The sequence below is a fragment of the Streptomyces sp. NPDC050164 genome (genome assembly GCF_044459945.1).
GTDB lineage: Bacteria > Actinomycetota > Actinomycetes > Streptomycetales > Streptomycetaceae > Streptomyces > Streptomyces coeruleorubidus_A.
In genome coordinates, this window is record NZ_JBITJK010000035.1 from 98793 (window position 1) to 111860 (window position 13068).

Here is a 13068-nt window from a genome sequence, read left to right on the forward strand (position 1 = left end):
GCGCGTGGTCTCGGCGACGGGGCACACCACGCTACTTGCGCGCAATCCGCGCATCATTCACAGCCTGTGGGTGAGCCTCGGCTGATGCCCGGCGTTCCGCAGTCGGGACGCCGGGCATCATCAGGACGGCGCGATCAGGCTGGGCGAATGTTCTCCGCCTGCGGGCCCTTCTGGCCCTGGGTGACGTCGAACTCGACCTTCTGGCCCTCCTGCAGCTCGCGGTAACCCTGGGCGGCGATGTTGGAGTAGTGGGCGAAGACGTCGGGGCCGCCGCCCTCCTGCTCGATGAAGCCGAAGCCCTTCTCGCTGTTGAACCACTTGACAGTGCCCTTGGCCATGACCGTCTCCTTCGAGGGAAACCGGGCCCGCACCCTGCGCGCCCGGGAGGTGATCGCCCTGGTCCGGAGAGGCGCTGAAACGCAAGAACGCCCGTGATGGCGATCACGGGCGAACGGGACTTCGGAACCACGACTGCTGATCACAACGCTATATCGGCCTGACGGCGGCCGCTAGCGAAAACGCGCCAGGGCCGGCGTCCCGCATGTCGCCTCGCGAAGGATGCGGCCGGATCCACGACGACGTGGGAGTCCGCGCTGTGAGGGGTACCAGCAGGGCCCCAACGGCATCCGCACAGGTGACAGCGTGCCCGGCACACGCGATGCCGGGCACCGAACCTGCCGTACGGGAAGCCGGGCCAGCTTGCGGAATCGACCCCGACAGGCGCCTGCGCCGTGGCAGCCCAGAGCAACCCGCCCCTGGCCCCGCCCGTCGCGACCGGCTGCCGGATTGCCCCGGTGTGCTAAACAGGGAGTAACCAAAGGGGCATTTTGCAGCAGCTCACGCTCGGAATCATGTCGCAGACCCGCAAGGAAAACGAGCATCGTCTGCCCGTTCACCCCGCTCATTTCGACCGCATCGACGCCGCACTCCGCAAGCGCATCTATCTCCAGGAAAACTACGGAGAGCATTTCGGCGTCCCGGACAGCCGGCTCGCCCCGCTCGTCGCGGGCTTTCGCACGCGCGAGGAACTCATCGCCGACTGCGATGTCATCCTGCTGGCCAAACCGCTCCACGAAGACCTGGCGGAACTGCGCGAGGGTCAGGTCTTGTGGGGCTGGCCGCACTGTGTCCAGGACGAGAGGCTCACCCAGACCGCCATCGACCGGCGGCTGACTTTGATCGCCTTCGAAGCGATGAACCACTGGACCCGCAGCGGCGCCTTCAACTTGCACGTCTTCCACAAGAACAACGAGCTGGCCGGGTACTCCTCGGTCCTGCACGCCATGCAACTGACCGGCGTGACAGGCGACTACGGGCGGCGGCAGCGCGCCGTCGTCATCGGCTTCGGCGCGACCGCCCGCGGCGCGGTGACCGCGCTCAGCGCCCTGGGCGTGCACGACGTCGACGTGCTCACCGCGCGTGGCGTCACCGCCGTCAGCTCCCCCATCCACTCCGCGCGGATCGTCCACTTCGACCACGACGAAGCCGACGACACCCTCGACCCGCGACGCAGTGTCGCCCTCACCGAAAACGGCCCGCTGCCGCTGGCCGAGTTCCTCGCCGGGCACGACATCATCGTCAACTGCGTGCTGCAGGACACCGACGCGCCGCTGATGTTCCTGATAGACGAGGACCTGCCCAAGCTGGCCCCCGGCACCCTGGTCATCGACGTCTCCTGCGACGAGGGCATGGGCTTCGACTGGGCCCGGCCCACCACCTTCACCGACCCGATGTTCACCGTCGGCGACCACGTCAGGTACTACGCGGTGGACCACAGCCCCTCCTACCTGTGGAACTCCGCGACCTGGGAGAACAGCGAGGCCCTCCTGCCGTATCTGGAGGTCGTGCTTCAAGGCCCCGACGGCTGGGACACCGACGACACGATCCGGCGCGCCATCGAGATCCGCCGTGGCGTCGTCCAAAACCCCAAGGTGCTCGCCTTCCAGCACCGCACCGCAAAGTACCCGCACGCCCACGAGGAGACCCGGACGGCGTCGCGGCCGTAACGGCGGGGCACCCGGCGTTCAGTCGTCCTCCGACCGCCGTCCCGAGCCACCGTGCGGCGCCGCCCCGCACGGCGGGCGATTTTTTCACCAGCCGCCACAACGCGGGCAGGTGGGCCGAACCGAATGCCGACTACACCGGCGCCGACATCGGTCCAGCCCGCGCCGAAGCGCTGGGCACGCGGATCCGTCTTCGGCTCACTGCTGGCAGAACCGGAACCCGACTGAGCACCAAGAACTACTCTGCAGGGCCTCACCTCCACGGCGGCCGATTTCCTGGGACGAGCGTCGGGCATCGGTACAGGGGCGTGAGCCCGTCTGATGAGGTCAGCCGAGCGCCTGGAGGAGGTCGTTGCACGCCTGCTCGCACGAGCGGCGGGCTTCGGCACAGGCGGCAGTGCTCGTGCATGTCGGCGTGTGCGGAGCATTCGTCGGCGCAGGCTGTGCATGCGGTGGCGCACGCCGTGAGGATCGCGCGGGTGATGTTGGCGTCGTAGCCGGTGTGGCCGGACAGGACGGACGCCGTGGCGTTGCAGATGTCGGCGCAGTCCATGTCGGTGCGGATGCATTTGGTGAGATCTCCGACCATGCCCTCGGACAGGCAGGCGTCGGCGCATGCCGTACACGCCTGGGCGCAGGCGATGCATTCCTCGATGCACTTTCTGTTTATCGGGAGGTCCGTACCGACCGAGGAGCGGCCGATGGACAGCACGTCCCCGGCAATGGTCATGCCCACGGCCCGCCAGAACCCCTTCGCGACCCGCCCGAGGAACTGCGCGGCCGACAGGGGCTCGGCCCAATCCATCGGATGACCTACGTCGACGGTGGTCAGGGGTGGTTGGTGACCGGCTTCGCCGCAGCGCGGGCGATCTTGGCAGATCCCCGATTCAGCGTCCGCCCGGACCACATGCGCTCAGCGGTTGCCCAGCCGGCAAGGACGCCCGTGCCGCCGGGATTCTTCCTCCGCATGGACCCGCCCGAGCACGACCACTATCGGCGGTTGCTCACCGGTGACTTCACGGTGCGCCGGATGAAGCTCCTCGAACCGGAGATCGAAGCGATCGTCAATGACCAGTTGAACGCGATGGAGCTCGCCGGGGGCCCGGCCGACTTGTTCAAGGCATTCGCGCTGCCGATCCCGTCACAAGTGATCGGCGAACTGCTCGGGGTGCCCTACTCCGACAGGGAGGGCTTCCAGCGGAACGCCGCCACGCTCTTGAACATCGACCTCACAGCGGGACACCGGCAAGAGGCGGCCAGGGAGCTCATGGCATATCTACGGGACCTGCTGCGCCACAAGCGTTCCTGGCCAGAGGAAGATGTGCTCAGCGGGCTCGCTGCGCACGAGGGACTTACTGCGGACGAGAGAGCCGGACTGGCGCTCCTGCTCCTGATCGCCGGGCATGAGACAACGACGAACATGCTTGCACTGGCCACTTTCGCTCTGCTGGCCAACCCCGCACAGTTAGCCGAGGTCCGCGACAAGGAGGAAGACGCCCCTGCGGTGGTCGAGGAGCTGCTGCGTTACCTCACGATCATCCACCACGTGGGCCACGTCGCGCTCGAGGACATCGAGCTCCACGGCTGCCTGATCAAGGCCGGCGAGTCCGTCACCGTCGCACTTTCCGCGGCGAACCGGGACGCTGACCATTTCGCCGACCCGGACGCGCTTGACCTCACCCGCCCCGCTGCCGGACACCTCGCGTTCGGTCACGGCCTCCACCAGTGCCTCGGGCAGCGACTGGCCCGCGCCGAAATGCGCATCGCCCTCCCCGCACTGCTTCGCCGCTTCCCGGCACTACGTCTCACTGTCGCGCCCGAGGAAGTGCCACTGCGGCCGGCCATGCCGGTCTACGGCGTCCATGAACTCCCGGTCACCTGGTAGGCAGATCAAGGTCGAGAAGAACGACGTGTGCTCGGCGCCTTGCAGCGTGACGTCTGTGAGTTTGAGCAACGCCCCTTCACTGCCAGCTCCCCACCGCCATCCGGCCCTTCAAGTCCGGGTCTAGATCAACTCACTCAGGCACACGGCATGGATCAGTTGCGGCCTCCGGTGTTGTCACTTCTCATCGACATTTCCGACCCGAGTGATCGCTAAGTGCTGCCGGAAACCGCCGACAAATGTTGCCCTGATCAAGGTCAACCAGATCGGCACCGTCACCGAGACCCTGGACGCATGCGCATCTGCCGCGAGGCCGGCTACACCCAGATGGTCTCCCACCGCTCCGGCGAGACCGAGGACACCTTCATCCCCGCCCCGGGAGGAGAGGAAGGCTGCGCCATCTCTTGACGTGAGCACTGGGGCTGCGTAGACATGATCGCGGTCACGCGGTTGGCATGAACGGGCGGACAGGGCACCAAGCTTCAGACTCTGGGCATCACTTACGCGAGAGGTGTCAGGCACATGCCAAACATGGCTGGACTTGCGAGGAAGAGTTTCCTCGCGGCTCTGACGGCCGGCGCTTTGCTCGCCGCCCTGCTGGCGGCCGTAGGGCCGATCCCGGCGCAAGCAGCCGAGACCGACTTCACCATCTACGACGGTGCCGCCACCACTCCCGTCCTGATCGACCCGTCCTACGGCGGGGATCACGACGATCGCGACTACAGACAGGTGCACCGCGCGGTTCAGGATCTGCGCCAGGACGTCGCGATGGTGACCGGCGCGATCGACGCCGGCGAGGTGCAGCGGCGCTTCGTCGACGACGAGGCGGCCAAGAAGGCACGCCTGGCGAACGCCGACCAGAGCAAGGTCCCCGCTCTGCTGACCGAGGCGGACGGCGTGAAGACCGCGATCATCGTCGGCGTGATCGGTCAGAGCGAACTGATCGACGGGATCATCGGCGCCGGCAAGTTCGACGAGGCCGCCCGGATCACCGGGGAGTGGGAGGGGTACGCGATCAAGAAGGTGGACGACCCCGTCGCCGGGGTCGACCGCGCTCTCGTGATCGCGGGAAGCGACGCCCGCGGGACGATCTACGGTATCTACTCGGTCTCCGAGGACATCGGCGTGTCCCCGTGGTACTGGTACAGCGACGTCCCGGTCAGGCAGCGGGACCGCATCGTCGTCGACGGCTCCCCGCAGGTCGACGACGGCCCCGACGTGAAGTACCGGGGAATCTTCATCAACGACGAGGAACGCACCATCGACTGGGCGAAGGAAAAGTTCCCCACCGACAGGGGGACGCCCGAGGTCAACTACTACAGACACGTCTACGAGATGATGCTCCGCCTCAGGCTGAACACGCTGTGGCCCGCGATGCACGAGGGCACGACGTCGTTCAACGCGGCCACCGACACGGGGATGTTCGACGCCGGCACGCCGGTCAACGCGCGCGAGGCGGCCGCGTACGGCGTGGTCATGTCGTCCTCGCACGCCGAGCTGATGCTGCGCAGCAACGTCGAGGAGTGGCGACCGTTCTACGAGCGCAACAAGGAGGCGCTCGACATCAAGGGCTCGGATTACCGGTCGGCCTTCGACTACTCGATCAACAAGCCCGCGATCATCGCGTACTGGCGCGAGCGCCTGGTCGCCAACGCCGACTTCGAGAGCATCCTCGCGCTGGGCATGCGCGGCGTGCACGACGGCGCGCCCGCGTTCACCCCCGGCAATCCGTACGGATTCGCCGACAGGGTGGAGATGGTCGGCGACGCCATCACCGAACAGCGCAAACTGATCGAGGAGGTCTACGGCAGCGTTGACGCAGTGCCGCAGGTGTTCATCCCGTACAAGGAGATGGCCGATCTCTACAACAACGGGTTGAAGGCCTACATCCCCGAAGACGTGACGCTGATGTGGGCGGAGGACAACCAGGGCTACCTGCGCCAGGTGCCGACGCAGTCCGAAGCGGCCAGATCGGGCGGTAACGGGATCTACTACCACAGCTCTTACTGGGGCAGCCCGAAGAGCTACCTCTGGCTCAACTCGATGCCGATGTCGCTCATGGTCGAGCAGCTCCACCGAGCGTGGAACACCGACGCGGGACGGTACTGGATCCTCAATGTCGGCGATATCAAGCCCGGCGAGATGAAGACCGAGCTGTTCGCGAAGCTCGCCTGGGACGTCGACGGGTATGACGACACGAACATCGAGAGCAAGTTCCTCGTCGAACAGGTGAAGCGGGACTTCGGGCTCACCGGGCGCAGGGCGGCCGTGGTCGCCGACGCGCTCGACAGGTTCTCGACGCTCGAAAGCACCAAACGTGCCGAGTTCTGGGGCACGCAGAACCCCTCCGGCGTCCACTCGGCGGGCTTCCCCGGCAGTCGCTCGTTCCCCTTCAGCGCGACGTCGGACGGGGACGAGCTCCAGCGCTACATCAACGAGGCGAACGAACTGGTGGACCGGGTCGAAGGCGTCTCGGACAAACTGCACAAACGCCACCGATCCGCGTTCTACCAGCAGGTCGTCCACCGGGTTCGCTCGTACCGGAACATGGCCGAGCAGATCGGTTACTACTGGAAGAACCAGCTGTACGCCGAGCAGGGCCGCTACGGCAGCGCGAGGATCTACGCGCTGCTGTCGAAGAACGCGCGCGACCGCATCCGGTCCGACGAAGCCCACTGGGACACGCTCAGCGGCGGCAAGTGGAAGGAGGCGATCGGTCACAGCCATCCGATCACCTACTACGGCGGCGTCAACGAGGGCGTGGTGATGCTCACCGACGACCGGTACGCCACCGTCGCGTCACCGTCCGACGGGGTGGGCGCCAACGCGGAGGGCCAGAAGGTGCCGGGCAGCGGCACGCTGCGGTTCAACTCGGCGTCACCGGAGGACGAGCGTTTCTTCGACGTGTTCTCCAAGAACGACGTCGCCGAGGAGTGGGTCGCCGAGGCGGACGCTCCGTGGATCACCCTCTCGAAGGTTTCGGGCAGGACCGCTTCCGAGCAACGTATCACCGTGACGGTCGATTTCGCGCGGCTCGATGCGAGCGCGACGGGGACGATCCGGGTCTACAACGCCGGCGACGGCGAGAAGACCGGCGATCCGGTCGCGACGTTCACGGTGGACGCGGAAAGGGCCACCGTGGGCTTCCGCGGCCGGCCTGAAGGGTGTCGGCCGTCCCCGTCCAAGCGCTGTACGCCCGGGCACATCGAGGCGAACGGCTACGTCGCTGTCGAGGCCGAGCACTTCGCCGAGAACGTGGCCGGCGCCGACGGGGCGAGGTGGCGCCCGGTCGAGGGCATGGCTCAGCGCGGTGACGCCATGAAGGCGTTCCCGGAGACCGCGCCGAGGGTCGACGCGGACTTCACGACCACCGCGCACCTGAAGTACCGGGTGCACTTCACGTCGAGCGGTCGGTTCACCGGAACCTTCTACCGAGTGCCGACCCTGAACGAGGGAAGAGAGGACGACGGCACGATCCGGAGCTCACGGACCGCGATCGGGGTCGACGACCAGGTCCCGGCCTCGGCCAACCTCCGGGGCTGCGCACAGACGAGCTGCGGCAATGCCTGGGGCGACAACGTCATGCGGGGGATCGAGCCCCTGACGTTCACGATCGACGTCCCGGCGCCGGGCTGGCACGACCTCGTGGTCTACCGGTCGGACGCGGCCATCCTCTTCGACCGGATCGTCATCGAAACCGACAGCGGTGCCGTCGGCGACGGCCTCGTCGGCCCGGCGGAGAGCCCCAACAACATCGCACGGGGTGAAGCTGTGCAGAAGGCCGCGGTGGCGCCGCTTCCGGACGAGGTCTTGAAGTACCGCCATCGCGCACTGCCGTCGGCACCGGCGGCGGCCAGCTCACGTCCGGCGCACCGGCCCGCGGCGAACGCGTCGCCGAGTACAACCGGCTGATCGAGATCGCCGAGTCGGACCCCACGCTCGTCTCCGGCCTCTCCTCCAGCGCATAGGCAGGACATCCGGGCACAGACCACCATGATGAGCGCCGCGCCCACCCATCGAGCTGGGGTACTGGCTGGCTCCCGCGCATGCTGGTTCCATGGACGGGCGGCGCACCCCCCTTGGTCGTGCTGCCACCGCTGGACTGCGGCCGCGTTGGGTGAGCGTCAGGGACGGGCGAGCCGGATGCGGACTCCCTCGGCGGTCAGGGTCAGCGCGTCGGGGTGGCCGGCGTCGATGGCCAGCTGCAGCTCGCTGTCGGGCCAGTCGGCGGCGAGCCGACCCAACGGCGCCAGCCGCTAGGACAGGAGTTCGGCAGCGCCGCACCCAACCGCTCCTCCGAGGCGAACACCGGTACCACCTGAGCGCCGTCGGCCTGTTCGAGCACCGGCAGGACCAGCGACCACGGGTCCCGGTCCGGCTGCGCGTGGTCCTCGGGATCGACCACCGGTACGAGGACCGGCGCCTCGGCCAGCACGTCCACGGCCGACTGCAACGGCTCCGCACCCGCGGAGTCGTCCGTCAGCACCCTCAGCGCCTCCTGCACCTGCCCGAGAGTCGGGCGATCAGGGATGTCGGGCATGGTGCGCCCCCATTGTGTCAGGGGACCTGCCACGCGGGACGGGCCCGTCTCGGCCATTGAGCGGCTCTCGCGTGCCCACGGCCCGTGAAGGCATGCCAGCCCTTCGATGCGCTGGTTGTTGATCGACTGCCGGTCATACAGACACTTCGCGTACCGGCCCAGCAGGACCTCGACGCTGTTCCCAGCCCGCTGGGCGACCTCAGCGGGGTCCGCACTAGCGCACAGCCACGTGGACAGCGCCGAGTGCCGCAGATCGTACGGCCGCTTCGCAAGCGGAGTGCTCGTGAGGGCGGGCGGCAGGGCCAGGTCGCGGGCTTCGTGCCAGACGCGGTCGTAGGTGGTGTAGGCGACGACGCGGCCGCTCTCGCTGAAGAAAAGCCGACCGTCGTCGGCGGTCCCGAAAGTGGCGACGTGCTCGCGCCACAGGGCCACCAAGTAGGGAGGGAGCGGCACCACCCTGATGTCGCCCGGGGGGCGGTTCTTCAGCCCGCGGTCGTCGTGGTACTCGCCGGTGTCGGTCCACCGTCTGCCCGCCTGCGGACGGGTGCGGTGCACGATCAACCGCCCCCAGCCGGTTCGGGGCAGGCGGCAGTCCGGCAGCGCCGCCGCGACCGCCTCCTCCGGACGCAGACCCGCGTAGTACATACCGGCAAAGAACCCGACCAGCCGCCGGCCGCGGGCCCGCCGGTAGCCACCCACATAGGAGACGGCGCTGAGCAGATCCCGCGCCTGGTACGGGTTGGCCACCACCCGCGGATCCACCGCGACGGCCGGCTCGGGCACCCGCCACCGGACCTACTCCAGCGGATGACTGCCCAACTCACCGCGCTCCACGGCGTAGTGGAGCGCGTGCACCAGCACCTTGCGCTTACGGCGCATCGTCTCCACCGCCGCCTCACTACCGTCGAGCTTGCGGCGCAGCGACTCCAGCACGTCCCGCGCCAGGACCGGATCGTGCAGGTCGACCAGCGGCCGGGACGCCTTCGCCACCCACTGCAAAACCAGCCGATCCGCCGCCCCCATCGCCTCCTGCCCCGCCCCGGGCAGGACAAAAGCCCAGTGCCGCAGGGCACGGCGCAGGACCTCCCCCTTCGGACGGCCCGGCACGTCCCAGAGCATCGCCACAGTGACAGCGGTCAGCGCCTCGCTGACCTCGTCCCGGGTCTTGGCCGCCCTGCCGGGCCAGTGCGCTTGCGCGTACTCGGTCGCGAACTCGTACCAGCTCAGCTGAGACGGACCCCGGGGCTCATGGGAAGAGCTGTTCCCCTGGGCCGGGCCCGCGCGGATGGCCCGGACCAGCTCTGCACCGAACTCGCCCGCCGGATCCGCCACCGCGCTGTCGCGGCCCTGCCGTCCGTCATCATGTGGTTGCGTCGGGGATTGATCCGTCGGCCGTTCCGGGTGCGGTGCGGCACCGTCGTGATGTTCGTTTGAGTCCATGCCCGCCTCCTTTTGATCGGCGGGGGCATGGCTGCCCGGCTGATCCATTCGAACATCCCCCAACACGAGGGCATTCGGGAGGCGCCCGGTTGACGAGTGCGGACTGTCGGACCTTCGGCACGGCTTCCGGCGCCGCTCATCACCTGGTCCCGGTGTGGCCGGTTCTGCGCCATGGCTCACCCTGCGCACTTGTATGCACCCCAATGCGCCGAACTACCGTTCTCGGCCGGCCAGGGCACGCGGACACTGTGGGGGAATGTATGGCGAGAACCGCGCGACAGATGCTGAACGCACTCGGCCGCTCAATGAGCGTTCACGTCCACTCGACGACAGAACTGGCCGCCCACGTCGACTCCGCGGCAGCGGCCCTCAACAAGAAACGCCAGGAAAAGGGCCAGGAACCGGTGCGCAGGAAACCCGAACTGCGCCCCGTTACGCGGGCTGAGTGCGGCCGGTCCATCGAGCTGACGCCGTGGCAGGTGCTGCACGCCTTGGCGCGAGGCTTTGTGCTGGCCGGCCAGGGAATGGGCCGCGGGCTCGCGGAACACTGGCTGAGCCTGAAGTTCTGCGAGGCGCTGTACGGCAATCGCGCCGGTTCCATGGATCTCACCGACAAGGGCCGCACACCCGAGTACTGGTACAAGGCCATGCAGGCTCGGGAGCTGGCCGTCGGCTTCGGACTCGCCGCAGCAGAACACATCGTGCAACAGTGCTACCCGGACCACATCGTCTCCGTCGTGGACACGAGCACGATCCTGCGAGCCGGGTGGCCCCTGAGCGTCTCACAGCGGAACAAGACCTCACGGCCCCGCCCCGACTACCTCATCGAGGCATGGAAGCCCGGCGAGCCGTCGAAAGTCACGTTCGTGGCCTGCCGCGGAAACCACCAGAAGCCGAGCAAACGGACTGGCCGAACCCGCAGCACCACCATCCGGCAACTGGTCAAGGGCGCCGAACTGACCGAGGGCATGCAGATCGGCCCGTGGAACACAACCCCGTGCCTGATGCTGTCCACCGAACTCATGGGCCAGAGCGGGATCGTGGTCAACGCCCTGCAGTCCCCCGGCGAAGCTCTCCTGCCTCTCCGTACACCGGACGGCCCGGGAAACGCCGACGAGGAGATCAAGGACAACCCCGGTATCCCCTACCCCAACGCCATTCGCATACCGGCCCGCGAAGGGAAACGGGCTCGCACTGTCGACGGCTTCCAGGTGGGAGAGGACGACCTCACCTGGTTCGGCCAACTCCTGGCCCGTACCGGGGCCGCCGGCCTGACCGCATTCGCCGGCGGAGGGAAAACCACGGCCCGGTACCTCACCGCACGCCAAGGACAAGAACATTACGACGTGCCCACGTTCGCCGCCACATCCAGCTTCCACGACGCAGACATCGAAGTCGGCGACACGAAATTCGTCGGCACGGACCACGTCTTCCGCATGGAGACCGTACGTATCGAGGCATTCTCCGGCGTGGCTTCGGACCTGTACAAGCTGATCAAAGACGGCCGCGTGGAGGAGTACCGACAAGCCGCCTACGAGCTTCGCTCCACCTTGCACAACACCCGTGAAGTCGGGAATTGGAACGGCCCGATCTCGTTCCACGCCGACGGCACCGTCATGGCCTTGAGCATTCTGCCCATCCGCAGAAGGCGCCCGCTCTGACACTTCCCGTCGCCACCCGGCCCAGCACAGGGATTCAGAGATCGTTCTCGGTCGCGTGGACCGCTTTGAGCAGCGCAACATAGCGCGGGATCGCCGGTTAGCCAAACCGGCGATCGTCCGCATCATTGGAGAACCACCGCCACGCCCTGTCCGCCCCGACGAAAGGCTGCATCCCAAAACCAGCTCACAACTTCATACGGCAGCCGTCTGCCTTCACGACGAGGTGCGGCGGCGTCTTCCTGCCGACGTTCCGGGCCAGCATCCTCACGCGCGGTCTGCACGTCTGCCTCGATACGCGCCGGCCCGCCCGAGCCGGTTCTCACCTTCCGGTTTTGCGCGATTGCAGGCAGGACAGTCCGGCGCGGGACTCCAGCGTTCACCCACGGGGCCTCAGGACCTGCCCTCCGGCCGTGCGCTACTCCCGTCATCAAGGAGAGGGCCTGCGGCGCGGACCTCGCGACTCAGGATGGACGGCGGCTCGCCCGTTGCTTCTGTCCGTCTCGATCACAAGCCGGGGACCGCCACCGGTTCGCGGACACCTCCCCGGCTATCTATGGGGAGGCCGTGACGCATGCCCGCCAGCCACCCTGGATCAGAGCGGGTGTCATGCGGAAGAGCTCTTCCCTGAGCCACGCGCACACCCGGCGCACTCGGCCGACCGCGCGCCTCCGGCCGCCTCCCTGTTCGATTGAAGCGGGCAGAGTACACCTTCTACCCTGACAAGGGATTCGTGATCTCCATCACCCGACGCAAGCCGACCACCACGGCGAATCAATCGGAGCGAGAAGGTCAAACAGGAAATTTCATTTTCGCGGGATATACGCGGGACGGCGGCCCTGACAGGGCGTCAGACAGGCCACTGACCTGGTAAAACGTCTGAAAATCTGACCTCCGGAGCCGTGTGCGCAGGTTCGAATCCTGCCGGGGGCACTCCGGAAAAATCTCCTGACCTGCAGAAATACAGGTCGGGAGTTTTTGCGTGCATGCCAAAACGCACACGGTCCATTGACCGTTGCTGTTTTCGGCCCCGTAGCGCCGCGAACAACCTGGCCAGCCCCCTCGGTTGACGGATTTCCGCAGGTCAAAGCCATTTCGCGAGGCACTCGGTAGCCATACTGACGACAAACTTCCGACCCTGGCACGGATCTGGAGAGAAACGTGGCCTTCCTACCGAGAACCGCCTCTGACCTGCTTGAATGTTGCTGACGCCACACGGAAACATAAGCGGTCTGGTGAGTCGTCACCGTTTCGGTACCGCTTCTGTGGGCTACGGAGGGGCAGCAAGGCGGCCATTCGTCAACGGCTGCCCTTGTTGCGAGGAAGGCGGCGGGCGAGGAATGCACCGACGAGCACGACTGCGGCGGCGAGCAGGTACAACTCGTAGCGCTGGATGGCGGGGTAGAGGGTGTTCAGGTGCTGTCCGGCGAGGTCGCCGAGGCTGACCCACGCGCCGACCCACAGCGCGGCGCCGAGGGCGTTGAAGGCGAGGAAGCGGCGCCATGGCATCTCGGCCAGCCCGGCGATGATGCCGTTGGCTTGGCG

At 67.3% G+C, this 13068-nt stretch carries 7 protein-coding genes and 4 pseudogenes; 6 read left to right on the plus strand and 5 right to left on the minus strand.

Annotated features, from left to right (window positions below):
* Window positions 1-134: 134 nt before the first annotated feature.
* Entirely contained in the window at window positions 135-338 is a 204-nt protein-coding gene (locus ACIBNA_RS34440) for a cold-shock protein (protein ID WP_010040284.1), read from the minus strand.
* Window positions 339-851: 513 nt separating this feature from the next.
* Between ACIBNA_RS34440 and ACIBNA_RS34445 the strand changes: the two genes are divergently transcribed.
* Window positions 852-2006: a N(5)-(carboxyethyl)ornithine synthase gene (locus ACIBNA_RS34445; RefSeq protein ID WP_399169105.1), complete on the plus strand. Its 1155-nt coding sequence runs from the start codon at window positions 852-854 to the stop codon at window positions 2004-2006.
* Between the two features lie 324 nt (window positions 2007-2330).
* Here ACIBNA_RS34445 and ACIBNA_RS34450 read toward each other — a convergent pair.
* A pseudogene (locus ACIBNA_RS34450) lies at window positions 2331-2733 on the minus strand (four-helix bundle copper-binding protein).
* 78 nt (window positions 2734-2811) lie between these two features.
* Here ACIBNA_RS34450 and ACIBNA_RS34455 point away from each other — a divergent pair.
* From ACIBNA_RS34455 to ACIBNA_RS34470, 4 genes and pseudogenes are all read left to right on the plus strand, one after another.
* A complete protein-coding gene (locus ACIBNA_RS34455; RefSeq protein WP_399169106.1) occupies window positions 2812-3888 on the plus strand; it encodes a cytochrome P450 in 1077 nt (358 codons plus the stop codon).
* Between the two features lie 202 nt (window positions 3889-4090).
* A pseudogene (locus ACIBNA_RS34460) lies at window positions 4091-4293 on the plus strand (hypothetical protein).
* 360 nt (window positions 4294-4653) lie between these two features.
* Window positions 4654-7614 (plus strand): annotated as a pseudogene (locus ACIBNA_RS34465) (glycosyl hydrolase 115 family protein); the annotation flags it as partial.
* A 104-nt stretch (window positions 7615-7718) separates the two neighbouring features.
* Window positions 7719-7853, plus strand: a pseudogene (locus ACIBNA_RS34470) (phosphopyruvate hydratase); the annotation flags it as partial.
* Between the two features lie 200 nt (window positions 7854-8053).
* Here ACIBNA_RS34470 and ACIBNA_RS34475 read toward each other — a convergent pair.
* Window positions 8054-9208: an SseB family protein gene (locus tag ACIBNA_RS34475; protein ID WP_399169107.1), complete on the minus strand. Its 1155-nt coding sequence runs from the start codon at window positions 9206-9208 to the stop codon at window positions 8054-8056.
* 12 nt (window positions 9209-9220) lie between these two features.
* Window positions 9221-9865 carry a hypothetical protein gene (locus tag ACIBNA_RS34480; RefSeq protein ID WP_399169108.1) on the minus strand — a complete coding sequence of 215 codons (645 nt, stop codon included), beginning with the start codon at window positions 9863-9865 and terminating at the stop codon, window positions 9221-9223.
* A 281-nt stretch (window positions 9866-10146) separates the two neighbouring features.
* On the opposite strand from ACIBNA_RS34480, the gene ACIBNA_RS34485 reads away from it, so the two are divergent.
* Window positions 10147-11526, plus strand: a complete 1380-nt coding sequence (locus tag ACIBNA_RS34485) for a hypothetical protein (protein ID WP_399169109.1) — start codon at window positions 10147-10149, stop codon at window positions 11524-11526.
* A 1296-nt stretch (window positions 11527-12822) separates the two neighbouring features.
* On the opposite strand, the gene ACIBNA_RS34490 is transcribed toward ACIBNA_RS34485, so the two are convergent.
* Window positions 12823-13068: DedA family protein (locus tag ACIBNA_RS34490; RefSeq protein ID WP_399169110.1), on the minus strand; the 246-nt coding region annotated here is incomplete at its 5' end.

Bases quoted from the DNA above. Each gene is read 5' to 3' on its own strand.
- ACIBNA_RS34455 (WP_399169106.1), top strand. From the start codon at position 2,812: ATGACCTACGTCGACGGTGGTCAGGGGTGGTTGGTGACCGGCTTCGCC.
- ACIBNA_RS34480 (WP_399169108.1), bottom strand. From the start codon at position 9,865: ATGGACTCAAACGAACATCACGACGGTGCCGCACCGCACCCGGAACGG.
- ACIBNA_RS34485 (WP_399169109.1), top strand. From the start codon at position 10,147: ATGCTGAACGCACTCGGCCGCTCAATGAGCGTTCACGTCCACTCGACG.
- ACIBNA_RS34440 (WP_010040284.1), bottom strand. From the start codon at position 338: ATGGCCAAGGGCACTGTCAAGTGGTTCAACAGCGAGAAGGGCTTCGGC.
- ACIBNA_RS34445 (WP_399169105.1), top strand. From the start codon at position 852: ATGTCGCAGACCCGCAAGGAAAACGAGCATCGTCTGCCCGTTCACCCC.